7 protein-coding genes are annotated in these 16,633 nt (G+C 68.4%); 1 reads left to right on the top strand and 6 read right to left on the bottom strand.

The features are described 5' to 3' along the window. Positions 1-17 precede the first annotated feature (17 nt). Genes J2Y58_RS01225 through J2Y58_RS01215 form a run of 3 tightly spaced genes read right to left on the bottom strand, consistent with a single transcriptional unit; the run spans position 18 to position 5,181 of the window. Complete coding sequence (locus J2Y58_RS01225) at positions 18-1,790, bottom strand: DUF885 family protein (RefSeq protein WP_310097510.1); 1,773 nt, start codon at positions 1,788-1,790, stop codon at positions 18-20. Continuing rightward, the gene (locus tag J2Y58_RS01220) at positions 1,787-2,815 is read right to left on the bottom strand and encodes an Ldh family oxidoreductase (RefSeq protein ID WP_310097508.1); all 1,029 of its coding nucleotides are present in this window, start codon (positions 2,813-2,815) and stop codon (positions 1,787-1,789) included. The genes J2Y58_RS01225 and J2Y58_RS01220 overlap by 4 nt, the downstream gene beginning before the upstream one ends. Next, positions 2,812-5,181, bottom strand: a complete 2,370-nt coding sequence (locus J2Y58_RS01215) for a beta-L-arabinofuranosidase domain-containing protein (protein WP_310097505.1) — start codon at positions 5,179-5,181, stop codon at positions 2,812-2,814. Before J2Y58_RS01215 ends, J2Y58_RS01220 begins: the two co-directional genes overlap by 4 nt. A 35-nt stretch (positions 5,182-5,216) precedes the next feature. Here J2Y58_RS01215 and J2Y58_RS01210 point away from each other — a divergent pair, with 35 nt between their 5' ends. After that, a complete protein-coding gene (locus J2Y58_RS01210; protein WP_310097502.1) occupies positions 5,217-7,967 on the top strand; it encodes a DUF5695 domain-containing protein in 2,751 nt (916 codons plus the stop codon). A 108-nt stretch (positions 7,968-8,075) separates the two neighbouring features. Here the strand turns inward: J2Y58_RS01210 and J2Y58_RS01205 are convergent, their stop codons facing one another. The 3 genes from J2Y58_RS01205 to J2Y58_RS01195 are packed head-to-tail and all read right to left on the bottom strand — an operon-like array spanning position 8,076 to position 16,443. Further along, a complete protein-coding gene (locus J2Y58_RS01205) occupies positions 8,076-10,325 on the bottom strand; it encodes a DPP IV N-terminal domain-containing protein (RefSeq protein ID WP_310097498.1) in 2,250 nt (749 codons plus the stop codon). Then, positions 10,322-13,432, bottom strand: coding sequence for a glycoside hydrolase family 2 TIM barrel-domain containing protein (locus J2Y58_RS01200; protein ID WP_310097496.1), 3,111 nt, complete (start codon positions 13,430-13,432; stop codon positions 10,322-10,324). The genes J2Y58_RS01205 and J2Y58_RS01200 overlap by 4 nt, the downstream gene beginning before the upstream one ends. Positions 13,433-13,482: 50 nt before the next feature. Continuing rightward, complete coding sequence (locus J2Y58_RS01195; RefSeq protein ID WP_310097492.1) at positions 13,483-16,443, bottom strand: TonB-dependent receptor domain-containing protein; 2,961 nt, start codon at positions 16,441-16,443, stop codon at positions 13,483-13,485. Positions 16,444-16,633: the final 190 nt, after the last annotated feature.

Genomic DNA, 16,633 nt, shown 5'->3' with positions numbered 1-16,633 from the left:
GCTTATCTCGTCCCCTTTCACGGTATCGGGTACGGCCCCTTCCCCTTGTCGGCGATGAAGCGGTCGACGCGCGCGTCGATCATCGGCAGCGGCACCGATCCCAGGCTCAGCATCGCATCGTGGAAGGCGCGATAGTCGAACTTCTCGCCCAGCGCCTTCTGCGCCTTGGCGCGCGCGTCCAGGAACGCCAGCTCGCCCATGTAGTAGCTCAGCGCCTGACCCGGCCAGGCGATGTAGCGATCGACCTCGGTGGTGATCTCGTGATTGGACAAGGCGGTATTGTCGCGCAGGAAGGCCTGCGCCTGCTCGCGCGTCCACCCCTTGGCATGGATGCCGGTGTCGACCACCAGCCGCGCCGCGCGCCACATCTGGTAGCTGAGCATCCCGAACGTGTCATAGGGCGTCTCGTACATCCCCATGTCCTCGCCCAGCGCCTCGCAATACAGCGCCCAGCCCTCGCCGAATGCCGAAATATATTCGTTGCGGCGATAATCGGGCAGGTCGGTCAGCTCCATCGCGAACGGCATCTGGAAGGCGTGCCCCGGCGCGCTTTCGTGCAGTGTCAGCGCGGGCAGCGAATAGAGCGCGCGCGACGGCAGGTCGTAGGTGTTGACCAGATAGATGCCCGGCCCACCCCGCCCGCTGGTATAGAAGGGTGCGATGTCGGGCGCGACCGGCTTGATCGCGAAGCGCATGCGCGGCAGCCGCCCGAAATAGGTGCCGGCCTTGCCGTCGAAGGTCTTGGCGATCCACGCGGCGCGATCGAGCAGGTCCTGCGGTGTCTTGGCGTAGAATTGCGGATCGGTGCGCAGATGGTTCAGGAACGACGGCAGGTCGCCCTGCCATTTCACCTGGGCCATCACCTCCAGCATCCGCGCGCGGATCTTCGCCACCTCGCGCACGCCGATCGCGTGGATCTCCTCGGGCGGCAGATCGCGGGTCACGAATTCGCGGATCTTCGACTGATAATAGGCGCGCCCGTCGGGCAGGTCGTAGGCCGCCAGCTGCACCCGCGCATTCGGGATGTAGTCGTCGCGCAGGAAGATCTGCAACTTCCGGTGCGCCGGCACCACCGCCTCTGCGATCACGCGCTTCGCCTCGGCGCGCAATGCCGCCTGCCTGGCCGCGGGGATCGTCGACGGCATGGTCTTGAACGGCGCGTAGAAGGGTGATGCCTCGCCGGCTCCGGCCTTCACGATCTCCGCCACCCCGGCATCGCGTCCCTGCAGGGTGACTCGCGGCGGCGTGAACCCGCGCTTCAGCCCGGCGCGCATGTTGACGATCTGCTGATCGAAGTAGCGCGGCACGCTCGCCAGTTGCGACAGGTAGCGGCGATACGCCGCCTCGTCGCGATACGTGTCGCGCGCCATCCCGCCGACGTTCATCCAGAAACTGGTGTCGGCGTTCAGCGGCTTCTCATATTCGCGGAACTGCTGCTCGGCGAGCAGCGCGGCGATCTGTCCGCGATAGACGGTGTAATCGTCGCGTGCCGCCGGGCTGAGCGTCGCCGGATCGATCCGGTCGAGCGCCGCCATCGTCTCGGTCCAGCGCCGGGTCATCGCCGCCTGTGCCGCCGGGCCGACATCGGGCAGCGTCGCATTCTGGCTTGCGGGCGCATCCTCGTCCGGACCGTTCAGCGTCCGCCGCCACGCATATTCGCTGTCCGAGAGCTTGCGGAACGCCGCGTCGCTCGCCGGCACCGCGCTCGCGGCGGTCGGCGGCGGCGTCGCCGCCGCCTGGGTCGCGGCAGGCGCCGCCATCAACAGCGTCAGCGCAAGCGTGGTCGTCATGCCTTCTCCCTCGTCACTTCGTCGATGTCGCGCAGCAGCGCCCGCGACACCAGCACGCCTTCGCGCTCGCTGACCGGACGCAGCGCATGGCGCCGCGATCCCGACACGCGCGCGCCCTGTTCCTCGATCGCCGCGAACACGCGCTCGGCACGCGCCATCTGCTCGGCCGCTGCCTCGCCCAGAAAGCCTGCAGGGTCCAGCGCGACGATCAATTCGCCGCCCAGTGGCGAGCCCTTGCGCCCCGCGTCCCAGGCGATCGATTCCGCACTGGTCATGTCACCGATCAGCGGCCCGGCCAGCAATTCGACCATCAGCGCCAGCGCCGATCCCTTGTGCCCGCCAAACGTCCGCATCGCGCCCGCCAGCACCGCCGCGGCGTCAGTCGTGTCGCTGCCGTCCGGCGCATGGCCCCAATCGGCCGGCACCGGCTTGCCCGCCCGCCGGTGCAATTCGATCTCACCCCGCGCCACCGCACTCGTCGCGAAGTCGAAGACGAACGGCGCGCCCCCGGCGCGCGGCCAGCCGAACGCGATCGGATTGGTGCCGAACACCGGCATCGTGCCCCCGGCCGGCGCAACCCACGCGTGGTTGGGCGTCACCGCCAGCGCCACCAGCCCGCGCTCCACCAGCGCCTCGATCTCCGGCCACAGCGCCGCGAAATGCACGACATTGTTGAGCGCCAGCGCCGCGATCCCGTTCGCGCGCACCGCCTCCACCAGCGCCTCGCGCCCGGTTTCGAACGCCAGCTGCGCGAAGCCGCCCCCGCCGTCGACGCGCACTACGCCGCGCGCGCGCCTCTCCAGCATCGGCACCGCATCGGGCACCACCACCCCGGTTGCGACCGAATGCGCGGCGACCAGCAACCGGTACAGACCGTGCGCCCCGCATCCGTCGCGCTCCCCGGCCACGATCGTCTCCGCCACCGCCGCGACATGCGCCGGTGCCAGCCCGACCCGCGCCAGCGTGGCGCGCGCATAATCGCGCACCGCCGGCAGCGTCATGCGGACCCGGTCGTCGTCGCTCATGCGGTCATCGTGGCGGGCTTCGCGGTGAACATCCGCACCCCGAACACCGGCCCGGCGCTGTTCTTGTCATGCGGCACGAACCGCACCTTCACCTTGCTCTTGCCCTTGGTCAGCGCCGGCGGCACCGGGTAATCGACGTCGAAGAACGATCCCGGCCTGTCGGCATCGAGCGTCTGCGTGGCGATGCGCTGGTTGTCGATCAGGATATCGAAGCTGCGCTTGCGCTCGTCGCCCCAATAGGTCGCCTGCAGGATCAGCGGCCCCGGCTTCACCGCCATCGCGAACTCGAAGAACCCGCCGGTGCGCGCGTCGCGCCCGTTCCGCCCGCGATAGACCAGCGGATAGGAAATCTCCGAGGTCAGCTGATGGTCGCGCTCCGGCTGCATCTCGCCCAGGTGCATGACGTCGACCGAGCGCGCCGCCAGATCCTTCTGTCGTGCCTGCTCGGCCAGGAACGCGGCCTCCTCCACCTTCCACTGCGCCTCCGTGAAGCGCTTGAAATAGACGGCCGAGCGCCGGTCGTACTGGCGATAGAAGGGCACGAACGTCAGGTCCGCCGGGCGGATCAGCCCGGTCGTCGCATATTGCGCCTCCTGCGCCGCGACGGGCGCGAACCCGGCGAGCAGGTCGTCGCCGACCATCGACGGATCGGGCTTGTCCCAGTCGCCATCCGCGCGCCCCAGATCACCCGCCAGCACCAGCGGCCCGCGCAGCACCGCGATCGTCTGCGCATCGCCCGGCGTCGCCTCGATGCGCAGGTCGAGCGGCAAGCGGATCGTCACCGCATCCCCCGCCTTCCAGCGCCGCGTCACGATCGCATAGCCGCCCGCCGACGCGGCTTCGACCGGCTTGCCGTTGACCAGCACCTCGCGTCCCTTGGCCCAGCCCGGCACGCGCAACGCGACCGGGAACGTCCCGGCCTTGCCCAGCGTCGCGAAGGTCAGCGTCGCCTCGCCCGCGAACGGATAGGCGGTCTCCAGCCCCAGCGTCGCGCCGCGCGCCGCCCACGTCGCGTCGGCGGGAATGTAGAGATTGACGATCAGCGCGTCGTCGCCGGTCCAGAAGATGCTCTCGCCATGCTTGGCATGACTCTCCATGCCGGTGCCGACGCAGCACCAGAATTCCTCGCCGTCGCGCGCCGAATAATCGCGCTTCGTGCCGGTCATCAACGGCGTCATATAGGTGAAGCCGCCGTTCACCGGCTCCTGCTGCGCCATGACATGGTTCAGGTGCGCGCGCTCGTAGAAGTCGAACAGCGCGCCGTCCGGCTGCCACCCGTACAGATGCCGCGTCAGCTTCAGCATGTTGTACGTGTTGCAATGCTCGCACGTCTGTTCGGTGATGTGCTGCGCGATCGTGTCGGGCGCGCTGAAATATTCGCGGTCGGCGTTGCCGCCGATGACGTAGCTGTGGTGCCGCGTCACCTGTTCCCAGAAAAAGCGCGCCGCGGTCGCCTGTTCGGGCTTGCCGGTGATCTCGTGCAGTCGCGCCAGCCCGATCAGCTTGGGCACCTGCGTGTTGGCATGGAAGTTCGCCAGCTGGTCGCGCTTCTGCGTCAGTGGATCGAGGTTGCGCTTGTCGTAGATACGCTCGGCGAGCCGCAGCCAGCGCGCGTCGCCGGTGCGCGCGTGCAGTTCGGCGAAGCTCTCGTTCAGCCCGCCATATTCGCACGCCAGCATCGTCTGCACCTGCGCGTCGCTAAGCGCGGCGAACACCTTATCGATATAACCGCCCAGGCCGATGGCGATCGCCATCGCCTGTTCGTTCGGGCCGATATGGTCGATGACGTCGAACAGCCCGGTGTAGAGCTTGTGCCAGTTGTAATACGGCACCCAGCAGCCGTTGAGATCGAACCCTGCCGAGCGGATGTCGCCGCGCATGATCTCCGGGAAGATCTCCTTGCCGTCGACGACGGTCCCGTCCTTGCGCTTGCGCGTGAACCCGGCGACGTAACCGTCGCCGCTCGCCGCCTGACATTGCGCGAGCTCTCCGACGATATAGCGCGCACGCGTCGCGCACTCCTCGCATCCGGTCTGCGCGTGGGTCAGCGCCAGCCCCGAAAGATAATGGCCGAGCGTGTGCCCCGCGATCGTGTCGCTCTCCCACCCGCCATAGATGGGAGCCTTGGGCGGCAAGCCCGCATGTTGGCGGAAGTTGTGCAGCAGCCGGTCGGGGGACAGCCGCAGCAGGTACGCGCGGTTCACCTCCACCGCGCGCGCGTAATCGGACGGGCGCAGTCGCACCGCCGCCAGCGGGAAAGGCCTGGCCTTCGTCGGCAGCCCCGCCCCGCCCTGCGCCGCTGCGGGCAGCGCCAGCATCGGCAAGGTCGCTGACGACATCAGGAACGCACGACGACCAACCAGCATTTCCATCTCCCCGGAATATTGTATACGATACTTCGATGCCGTTCGGAGTCAACCGATCGGCCGAGGAAAAGGACAGGGCGATGCGGCGGTTGGCACTTTATCTGAGCAGCGTGGCGCTGGCGAGCGGTGCGATGCTCCACGCCGCTGCGCCCGCCCCTGCCGGCGCCCCCGCACCTGCCGGCGCCTCCGCCACCGCTCGTCACGTCGTCGGTGCGCTGACGCTCACGCTCGATCCCGCCAGCCAGACGCTGCGCCGCCTTTCGCCGGTCAGCGAACCCGCCTTCGACTTCGCCCCCTCCGGCCGTGCGGCGGAGCGTAGCGGCGACGGCTATGTCCACGTCGGCGACCTCCACCTGCGCGTGCGCTCCGCCGGCGGCACATGGCGCGACTTCTCCTCCGCCCGCCACCGCGTGCCCGTCCGCGCGCTCTCCGCCCGCGGCGACGTGCTCGCGCGCGCCGATATCACCGCCACCATGGGCGCCGGAATCCCGCTCACCGTCGAGCGCGCGTGGCTGCGCGATCGCGGCGCGCCGGTGCTGCGCTTCACGCTCGCCAACCGCGGCACGACCCCCGTCGAGATCGGCGCGCTGGGGATGCCGATGGTCTTCGACAACATCATCACCGACCGCACGCTCGAACAGGCGCATGCAAAGGCGAGCTTCGTCGACCCGTACATCGGCAACGACGCCGGCTATCTCCAGGTCACCCGCCTCAACGGCCGCGGACCGGCGCTGCTCGTGCTGCCCGACGGCCGGACCCCGCTGGAGCAATATCGTATCCTCCACGACGCGAAGCGCGCGCCGGCCGGCGACATCTTCACCGATCGCACCCCTCGCCAGCAGACGTTCGAGGGCTTCTACGACTGGATGGTCGCCAGCGCCGCGATGAACGACGCCGGCCGGCCGTGGAACCCGGCCACCACCTTCACGCTGGCGCCGGGCGAGCGACGCAGCATCGGCGTCCGCCTGGTCGCCGCACCGTCGATCCGCGGCATCGAGGCGACGTTGCAGGCGGAGCGCCGCCCGGTCGCGATCGGGCTGCCCGGGTATGTCGTCCCGACCGACAGCCCCGCCGACCTGTTCGTCCGCGCCGCGCAGGCCGTGCGCGGGGTCGACGTCACCCCCGCCGACGCGCTGACGCTGACGAAGGTCGCCGGCCCCGCCGGGTGGCACCGCTGGCGCGTGACCGGCACGGGCTGGGGCCGCGCGCGCGTCGCGATCACCTATGCGGACGGCAGCGTGCAAAGCGTGCATTACTACGTCACCAAACCGCTCGATCGGGTCTCCGCCGACCTCGGTCGCTTCGCGACCACGCGCCAATGGTTCGACGACGCCGCCGACCCGTTCCACCGGGCGCCGTCGATCCTCACCTACGATCGCGACGCGAACCGCATCGTCACGCAGGACCAGCGCGTCTGGATTTCGGGGATGAGCGACGAAGGCGGCGGCGGCGCATGGGTGGCGGCGACCATGAAGCAGCTCGATCACCCGGATGCGACCGAGATCGCGAAGCTGGAGCGGATGGTCGACGAAACCGTGCTCGGCAAGCTGCAGGTCGCAGGAGGCGGCGTGAAGAAGAGCCTGTTCTACTACGATCCGAAGGCGTTCGCCGGCTATTACGACAAGGCGATCGACTGGTCGACATGGGCATCGTGGGACAGGAAGCAGGCCGACGACCTCGGCCGCTCCTACAACTACCCGCATGTCGCGATCGGGCATTGGGTGCTCTACCGCCTCGCCCGCCACCACGCCGGCCTGGTCACGCGGCACGACTGGCGCTTCTACCTCGACCGGGCATACCGGACAACGATCGCGATGATGCGCGACGCGCCGCATTATGCGCAGTTCGGGCAGATGGAGGGCGAGATCTTCCTCGAAATCCTCGCCGACCTGCAACGCGAGGGGATGACGACGCAGGCCGCAGACGTCGACAAACTGATGAAGGCGCGCGCCGACCACTGGCGCACGCTCGCCTATCCGTTCGGCAGCGAGATGGCGTGGGATTCGACCGGCCAGCCGGAAGTCTACGCCTGGATGCAGCATTTCGCACACCCGCGCGAAGCGGCGGTCACGCGCGACGTCATCCTCGGCTACGACCCCACCGTCCCTCACTGGGGCTATAACGGCAATGCCCGCCGTTATTGGGACTTCCTGTATGGCGGCAAGGTAAAGCGCATCGAGCGCCAACTTCACCACTACGGCTCGGCGCTCAACGCCGTCCCGCTGTTCGACGCCTTCCGCCGCGATCCTGCCGACCTGCACCTGCTGCGCGTCGCCTATGGCGGGTTCATGGGCGGGATCACCAATGTCGATCGCGACGGTTTCGCGTCGGCCGCCTTCCACTCCGAACCCGACATGATGCGCTGGGACGCGTATAGCGGCGACTATGGCATGGGCTATTTCGGCCATGCCTATGCCGCCGCCACCTATCTCGTCCGACATCCGACGTTCGGCTGGCTGGGCTTCGGCGGCACGGTGACGGAGCGCGGCGACGCGATCGAGATCGTCCCCCACGACGGCGCACGCACCCGCCTGTTCGTCGCCCCCGCCGGGCAATGGATCACGCTGGCGGCGGGGAAGATCGCGCGCGCGCGCTGGCTGCCGGGGAGCCGTCGTATCGAGGTGACGCTCGATCCGGCGACCGCGACGACGCCCGCGGCGCATCTGTCGGTCGAGGCGCCCGCGGGGGGCGCCGCCTATTCGATCGATCGCGGCACGCCGGAACGCGGGTTCACGACGATCCCGCTGTCACCGGGCGCTACGACCGTGATCCTGACCCCGCCCTAACCACCCCCGTGCTTCCCGCGCAGGCGGGAATCCAGACGCGCAGGTCCGTCGATTGAGGCGCAACCGGCAGAGGTTCTGGATTCCCGCCTCCGTGTGAATGACGGACGGCTAACGCGCCCCGCCCAGCGCCCGCAGGAAGAAGTCATATTCGCGTCGCTGACCGTATGCGACCGGCCCGGTCGACCGCCCGGCGGCATGTTCGCCGTTCGGGATCACCAGCAGCTCGAAGTCCTTGTCGGCGCGCACCAGCGCGTCGACCACCTGCATCGTCGAGGCCGGATCGACATTGGAATCCTGCTCGCCGACCACCAGCAGCAACTTGCCCTGCAACTTGCCCGCATGAACCACGCCCGAGGCGGCAAGATAGCTTTGGTCCACCGGCCAGCCGAGCCACTGTTCGTTCCAGTCGACCTTGTCCATTCGGTTGTCGAAACACCCCGCGAAGGCGACCCCGGCCTTGTAGAATTCGGGATGGAACAGCAGCGCGTTCAGCGTGCTCTGCCCGCCCGCCGACCCGCCGTAGATGCCGACCCGCGACAGGTCGATCGCGGCGTCCTTCGCCGCCAGCGCCTTCATCCACGCGATGCGATCGGGAAAGCCGCTGTCGGCCAGGTTCTTCCACGCGACGTCGTGGAACGCCTTCGACCGGTTCGCCGTCCCCATCCCGTCGATCATGACCACGACGAAGCCCAGGTCGGCGATCTGCTGCATCCCCATCGCCTTGTCGCCGCCCGAAAAGGCGCCGAACGGCCAGTACCCCTTCGGCACGAAGCTGTCGTGCGGCCCGGCATAGATGTTCTCGATCACCGCATAACGCTTGGCGGGATCGTAATCGCGCGGGCGCACCACCAGCCCGTAGATGTCGGTCGTGCCGTCGCGTCCCTTGGCGACGAACGGTTCGGGCGGGCGATAGCCCGCGGCGGTCAGCGCGCGCACGTCGCCACGCTCCAGCGTCGCGATCACATGGCCGTCGTTCGCATCGCGCAGGTCGGCGACCTCTGGCACGTCGGTGCGCGAATGCACGTCGACGAAGGTCGCGCCATCCGGCGAGAACCGTGCCTCGTGCGTCTCGTCGCCACGCGTCAGGCGTGTCAGGTGGCGCCCGTCGAAGTCGACGCGAAACCAGTGCTTGTGGTACGGGTCCTCGCCCGGCGTCGCGCCGCTGGCCGAAAACCAGATGCGCCGGGCGTCGTCGTCGACCCGCGCGATGTCGCGCACCACCCACTTGCCCGTGGTGATCTGCCGCGTGATCCGCCCGGTCCGCGCATCGATCAGGTACAGGTGCCGCCAGCCGTCGCGCTCCGATGCCCAGATCAGCTCGCGTCCCTCGCCCTTCACGTCGTGTGCGAAGCGCCGCTCGTTGAAGACGAAGGTGTTCGCATCCTCGCTGACCGCCGCATGAGCCGCGCCGGTCGCGGCGTCGACCGCCACGACCTTTGCATGCTGGAACCCGCGCTGCATGTAATCGAACGCGAAGCTGCGCGCGTCCTTGCGCCACACGATCGCGCCCAGCTGCCACGGGTTCGGGAACAGCGTTGCATCGACGTCGATGCGCCGCCCCGTCGCCGCCTCGAAGATCACCGGCCGCTCCTGGTCGATCGCATCGCCGGGCTTGGGATAGAGCTGCTCGGCCAGTTTCGGCTGTACCTGTCCGGCCGGCGACGACACCACGCGCGTCACGATCCGGCGATATCCCGGCCGCACGCGGTATAGCGCGATCCACTTGCCGTCCGGCGACCAGGCGATCGTCTCGGGATCGTAGAAGTCGCCTGCGCTGCCGTCCTGGCTCCGCCACGCCTCCGCGCCGCCGCCGACCGCGCGCACGACCAGATTGTCGTCCACCACCAGCGCCTCGCGCGCGTCGTCCGGGGAGCGATGCGGCACGTTGAGCGCCGGCACCGTCAGGTCGCGCACCACGCCGAACCCGCGCGGCCGGGGGCCCGGCGTATCGGCCCGCGCACAGACATGATCGGTCAGTGAACAGCGCCACGGTTCGTAGTCGATCGAAAACGCGATCGCGCGCCGCCCGTCCTCGAACGTGAAGTCCTCGAACGGCAGGCGCAGCGGATCGATCGTCCGCCCCATCGCGGTGCCGAGCGCGCCGGCGATCGCCGCCGCATCGAAAGCTGCGCCCTTCGTCCGCGTCGCCGCATCGACGTCGACGAAGGCGAACCCGCCCGCCACCGTCTTGCGATAATGGAAGTGCCGCCCGTCCGCGTCCCACCCCGCCGGGAACGCGATATCGCGCGTCAGCCACTGCCATTCCTCGCGAAGCGCGATCGAGCGCGCGACGCGCGGATCGGTCTGCGCCAACGCCGGTGTCGCCAGCAGCGCCAACGCCAGAACGATCCGCTTCATCGCACCACTCCCAGGGTGAAGGTCCAGTCGATCGGCCTGAGCGGCACGCGATATTTCATATGCGGCCGCCCGTCGGTGCTCCATCCGGTATCGCCGCCCACCCCGCTCTGCACGGCGTCGATCAGCAGCGTGCCGTCGCCATGCGGACGAATGTCGCTGCTATGCGCCTTTGCCGGCGGCTTCTCCATCAGGTCGGCATAGGGAAACGGCAACGCATTGACCGCCAGCGGCCGGTCGCCCGCCACCCGCACCCCCGCGCCGTCGGCGCCGGTCACGTCGATCCACCGCACGTCCTGTTTGGTCCCCGTTTCCTGCGGCCGCGCATAGCCGTGATACTGGTCCGCCAGCAGGCCGCGCCACGCGCCGACCAGCGCGGCGGTCTTGCGATCGGCATAGCTCTCCCACGGTCCGCGCCCGTACCAGCGGATGCGGTCGAGCGTCGCCGGCATCCGGAACTGCACGCCGACGCGCGGCGGATCGGGCAAGTCGTCGCGCACGGGCACGAACCGGACGGCTGCACGCGCGACCCCCGCCGCGTCCATCGTCCAGCGTGTGGTGACCTTTACCGATCCCACGCCCATGTCGAGCGTCACGACGATCGCATCGCCGTCGCGCGCGATGGCATCCACGCGGCGGTTGTTGCTGAACTGCTCCCACATCTTGTGCGTCTTGGTCATGCCGGTACCGATGTCATTGTCGGTCGGCGCGCGCCAGAAATCGGGCGCGCCGCCGGTCAGCAGCGTCGCGCCCCCGCGCGCATAGCGCCGCACCAGCCCGGTCGCCTTGTCGATCTCGAGCACGGCACCCCCCGCCACCAGCCGCCACGCATCGCCCGCATCGACCGGCACGACGCTTCCCTGCTGCGCGGCCAGCGCGCGCGGCGGCGACAGCGCGAACTGCTCGTAGCCGACGACATGCCCCGCCGCGACCAGCGGGATCGCCCCCTTCGTCGCCCGCGCGCGCAGCACGAGCATCCGCTCCGCCCCCGCGTCGCGCGCCGCCGGCAATGCCAGCGCCAGCGGTGCGCGCGCGCCTGCGGCGACCTGCGGCGTCGCGACGGTACCGCGCGCCACCTCGCGCCCGTCCTCCAGCACCGCATAGTCGAGCGTGAACCGCGACAGGTCGATATGGTCATGCCGGTTCACCACCGCGAAACCGTCGCCGCTGCGCTCAAAGGCGATCGGTGCATAGACCTTGGCCAGCTCGAAATATTCCGGATCGGGTGTGCGGTCCGACCGTATTACGCCGTCGCCGACCGGGCTGTCGTCGCCATCGGGCACGAAGTCGCGCCCCTGCGCCCAATACTCCCGGCCGTCCGCATCCTTGCGGATGATCGTCTGGTCCACCCAGTCCCACACGAACCCGCCCTGCAACTTCGGGTGCGCATGGATGACGTCCCAATAATCCTGGAAATTGCCCAGGCTGTTGCCCATCGCATGCGCATACTCGCACAGGATCAGCGGCTGCGTGAACTCCGGCCGCTCGGCATAGTCGACCAGCTTCTCGACGTCGTCGTACATCGGGGCGAAGATATCGACATACGCATTGGTCGGGTGTCGCCACCCGCTCATGCTATGCCCCAGAAAGCTGATCAGCCGCGTATCGTCGCGCGCCCGCACCCACTTGGCCGCCGCTTCGAAGCTGGTGCCGACCCCGGTCTCGTTGCCCAGCGACCAGAAGATGATCGACGGATGGTTCTTGTCGCGCTCCACCATCCGCTCGACCCGGTCGAGGTGCGCGGCCTTCCACTCCGGCTTGTAGCCGAGCAACGTCCCCTTGAAGTCGCCGCTCGCTTGCGCCTTCGCCAGATAGCCGTGCGTCTCGATATTTGCCTCGTCCATCACATACAGCCCGACCTGGTCGGCCAGGTCGTAGATGCGCGGATCGTTGGGATAGTGCGACAGTCGCAGCGCGTTGACGTTCGCCGCCTTCATCAACTCCAGGTCGCGACGAAGCGTCGCGTCGGAGACGATCCGAAAGGTGTGCGGGTCATGTTCGTGGCGGTTGACCCCGCGAATCGTGATGCGCCGTCCGTTGACCCGCACCGCGCCGCCCTCGACCGCGACGGTGCGGAACCCGATCCGCCGCGTCGTCGCCTCCACGACGCGCCCCTCGGCGTCGAGCAACTCGACCAGCAACGTGTAAAGCTCCGGCGTCTCCGCGCTCCACGCCCGCACCGCCGGCACCGTGCCGTCCAGCCGCACGTCGCGCCTTGCATCCGGCACCCCCTCGCGCGTCAGCAGCACGCGCCCGCCGTCCATGACCCGCGCGCGCACCCGCACCGCCGCCGGCACCCCGGACACCGCGACCTTCAGCGCCAGCGTCCCGTCGCGATAGCCGTTCTCCAGCCCCGCCCGCGCGTCGACGTCGCGGATGTGCGTCGCAGGCGCGGCATACAGCGTCACGCTGCGCTCGATCCCGTTGACGCGCCAGAAATCCTGATCCTCCAGATAGCTGCCGTCGGCATAGCGATACAGTTCGATCGCCACCGTATTGCGCCCCGGCCGCATCGCGCGCGTCACGTCGAACTCGGCCGGCAGCTTGGAATCCTCCGAATACCCGACGCGCACGCCGTTGACCCAAAGGTAATAGGCCGCCCCCGCCGCCCCGACCGTCAGCAGCAGCCGCCGTCCCGCAAAATGCGCGGGCACCATGATGTCGCGCCGGTACGACCCGACCTCGTTCAGCTTATGGTCGATCCATGGCTGGTTCATGGGAAAGGGATAGCCCGCGCCGACGAACACCGGCGTTCCCTGCCCCTGCGCCTGCAAAATGCCCGGCACCGCCACCGTGCCCCATGCCCCGACGTCGTAATCCGGCCGCTCGAACCCGACCGGCCGCGTCTCCGGCGTCGCCGAACGGCGGAAGCGCCACTGCCCGTCCAGCGACAGGTGATAGCGCGACCGTCGCACGTCGCCGCGCATCGCCAGCGCGGCCGTCTCATACCCGTCGAAGGTCGCGTGCATCGGCTCGGCGCCGATGCGGATCACCTCGGGCCGCTCCCATTCGGCGAGCGCGGCAGGGGCCGTGCCGGGAGCGATCTGGGCGGTCGCGCTCGCCATCGCCGATGTCGAGACCAGCGCGGCGAGCACGATACGACCTGTCATTCTTCTCTCCCTGCCGGCGGCCGGCACTGCGCCGACCGCCACCCTCACCGTCAGAACTCGGCGGACAGGCCGACGAAGAAGCTGCGTCCCGCCACGTCATAGATGCCCGGATAGGTGTTGCCATTCCCGAACGACGACAGCACCCCCTGCGCGATCGCCGGCGGATCGCGGTCGAGCAGGTTGTTGACCCCGACGCGGAACGTCAGTGCCTTCGTCACCGTCGCGGTCGCCGCCAGATCGAAGTAATTGGCGACCGGCAGGCGCGAGTGGATGACGTATTTGTCGCCGGTTAGCGACGGATCGGACGTGTTGTACGACAGCTTCGTCGCGCCGATGTAGCGCCAGTTGAGCGAGATCGAGCCCTTTTCGTCGCGCGACACCCAGGTGAAGCGCGCCTGATGCCGCCACTCCGGCGACGGTTGTCCGCACGATCCGCCGAACAGCCCCTTGCAGTCGTAGGTCGCCAGCCCCGGCAGCGACTGCGTGGTCAGGTCGCGCAGCCACGTGCCCAGCATGTCGGCGCTGAACCGCCCGATGCCGGTCGGCACCGAATAGCTCGCCCCGATGTCGAGCCCGCTCGTCCCCAGTTCGCCGGTATTCAGGTTCGTGGCGGTGACATAGCCGAGCGTGGTCGCATCGGCGCCGAACAGCGCGCCGTTGCGCGGATTGCGCTGGAACAGCGAGCAGAAGAACGGATCGCCGGTCGCGAAACACTGGCTGATCGTCAGCGGCACCGGGATGGTGCCGATATAATCCTTCACCTTGATGTTGAAGTAATCGACCGACAGGGTCAGCCGCGGCACGAACGTCGGGGTCAGCACCACGCCCGCGGTATAGGTATCCGCCTCCTCGGGCTTCAGCGCCGGGTTGCCGCCGAAGAAGCCGTTGCAGGTCTCGCTCGGGCACACCGGCACTCGCCCGTATTGCGCGGCGGTCACGCCCGTCAGCGCGCACTGCGCGGCGGTGGCGGTCGGCGACGGGGTGTTGGGATCGTTGTCGACCACGCCCGCGCACGGATCCTGCGAGGTGACGTTGCCCGGCCCGCTCGGGGAGAACAGCTCCGAGATGTTGGGGGCGCGGATCGCGCGATTGTACCCGCCGCGCAGGCGCAGGTCGCGCGACGGCGCCCAGGCGATCTCGCCCTTGAAGGTCGACACGCCCTTGTCGTTGGTGCTGTACTTCGAATAGCGATAGCCGCCGGTCAGCGACAATTCCTCGAAGAACGGCCGGTTCTCGACCAGCGGCACGCGCACTTCGGTGAAGAACTCGGTGACGTCGAACTTGCCCGCCACTTCCTGCGTGCCCTTCGCCTGCGCCAGCGCATCGGCGCGGAATTCGAAGCTTTCGCGGCGGTGCTCGACACCGAAGACCGCGCCGATCCCCGAGTCGGCCCACGGCAGCTTCGCGCCGAACGCGCCACCGTCGAACGTCACCGTGCCCGACAGCACGGTTTCCTTGCTGGTGCTCTCGGTGCTGGTCGGCGAGTAGATGTAGTTCAGCGCCTCCGCACTCGGCCCGCCGTACTGGAAGACGTTCAGCGGCACGCACTTCGGATCGGTCCCGTCGACCACCGACTGGCAGGTCGGCACGCCGCCCACGTTGACGACCTTCAGCGCCTTGTTGGCCTTCACCGGGTCGATGTCGTTGCGATAGGTCTCGTTGAACAGCACCGTCGAGAACAGCGCGTTCGCGTCATAGCGGATGCCCTCCGCGATCTGCCCGCGCACGCCGCCGCTGACCCGGTAGTCGGTGTGGCGCAGGTCGTCGCGGCGCGGCTGCGCGGGCGCGGCCACCGGGCGATAGCCGATATAGGTGTCCTGCGTCGCGCTGGTCCCGTATGCGGCGCCGCACAGCAGCTGCCCCTGTTGCGCGCTGAGCAACGGGTTGTTGCAGTTGATTGAATAATTATAGCCCTGGAACAGCGCCGACGGCGCGACCTGCGAATTGGTCTGGTCGTCCATGAACATGAAGCTGCCGTAGATCTCGGCGGCCGGAGTCACTTCGTACCGCGCGAAGGCACCCGCGGTGTAGCGCGTGTCATTGCGCTGGAAGTAGTTCAGCGGCGCGTAATTGTAGCGGAAGCTGCTGTCGTACGGGACCCAGGTCTTCTGTCCGTCGCGGGTGTTGTTATACCCGGTCGGCGACACGCCGTCGCGCTGCGGCAGGAAGAAGCCGAACTCGTTGTTCGACGATCCGCCGCAGATCAGGTCGGTGCGGTCTCCGTTCGGATCGAGCGCGCACGCAGACACGTCGCGGTTGTATTGCAGGATCGGCTTGACGTCGCGGTAGCCGAAATAGGCGGTCACGTTGCCGCGGTTCTCGGCGAAGTTGGTGCCGACCGCGATGTTCGCGTCGAAGCGCTGCCCGTCGACCGGCGAGTCCGGCGCGCGGCTGAACCCGGCGGCGCCGACGCGCTGACGATAGCCGGCATTGTCGTTGTGGTGCGCGGCGAAACCATATTGCACGTCGGCCTTCACGCCGTTCAGGTCGTCGCGCAGCACGAAGTTGATGACGCCCGATACCGCGTCCGACCCGTACACCGCCGATGCGCCGCCGGTCACCACGTCGACGCGCTTGATCATGAAGGCCGGCACGAAGTTCAGGTCGATCGCCTGCACCGGCAACAGCCGTTGCCCGTTCAGCAGCACCAGGTTCCGGTTGCTGCCCAGGTTGCGCAGGTTGACCGCCGACGTGCCGTCCGACCCGTTGGACACGTTCTCGTTCGCGTCCGCGGTGACCTGCGGCAGTCGGTTCAGCACGCTTTCGATGTTGGTCGCGCCCTGCAACCGGATTTCGGAGGCGTTGACGGTCGTGATCGGGCTGTTGCTCATCACCCCGGGTTGCGCCAGCCGCGTGCCGGTGACGGTGATCGCCTCGCCTTCGGTATCGCCCGCTGCGGGCACCGCGTCGGCCGGCGCGCCCGCCGTCGCCTGCGCCATCGCCGTCGTCGCACTTCCCAGCACCAACGCGCTCATCGCCGCCGACGCCAGCCACCTCTTCGTCCGGATCATGTCCTTACCCCTTCTTTTTCTTGGGAGAAAATACACGATCTTCGACGTACATCAAATATATTATACGATGTGGGCGATCAGAAGTTTCGCATCAGGGTTCGGCGGTGAAGCAAAGATGCATCAATGAGGCGCGTTGAGAGGGTGCAGGCACCTTTGCGGCGGCACCGTGTTGCGGATGCGCCGGTGCCCA

This window comes from Sphingomonas sp. BE138, from assembly GCF_031456125.1.
Taxonomy (GTDB): domain Bacteria; phylum Pseudomonadota; class Alphaproteobacteria; order Sphingomonadales; family Sphingomonadaceae; genus Sphingomonas.
This window is presented reverse-complemented; position numbering and strand designations above follow the sequence as displayed.

What these genes read in the sequence shown, in the direction of transcription:
- J2Y58_RS01225 (WP_310097510.1), bottom strand. Translation starts at nt 1,790, where the DNA reads ATGACGACCACGCTTGCGCTGACGCTGTTGATGGCGGCGCCTGCCGCG.
- J2Y58_RS01220 (WP_310097508.1), bottom strand. Translation starts at nt 2,815, where the DNA reads ATGAGCGACGACGACCGGGTCCGCATGACGCTGCCGGCGGTGCGCGAT.
- J2Y58_RS01215 (WP_310097505.1), bottom strand. Translation starts at nt 5,181, where the DNA reads ATGCTGGTTGGTCGTCGTGCGTTCCTGATGTCGTCAGCGACCTTGCCG.
- J2Y58_RS01210 (WP_310097502.1), top strand. Translation starts at nt 5,217, where the DNA reads ATGCCGTTCGGAGTCAACCGATCGGCCGAGGAAAAGGACAGGGCGATG.
- J2Y58_RS01205 (WP_310097498.1), bottom strand. Translation starts at nt 10,325, where the DNA reads ATGAAGCGGATCGTTCTGGCGTTGGCGCTGCTGGCGACACCGGCGTTG.
- J2Y58_RS01200 (WP_310097496.1), bottom strand. Translation starts at nt 13,432, where the DNA reads ATGACAGGTCGTATCGTGCTCGCCGCGCTGGTCTCGACATCGGCGATG.
- J2Y58_RS01195 (WP_310097492.1), bottom strand. Translation starts at nt 16,443, where the DNA reads ATGATCCGGACGAAGAGGTGGCTGGCGTCGGCGGCGATGAGCGCGTTG.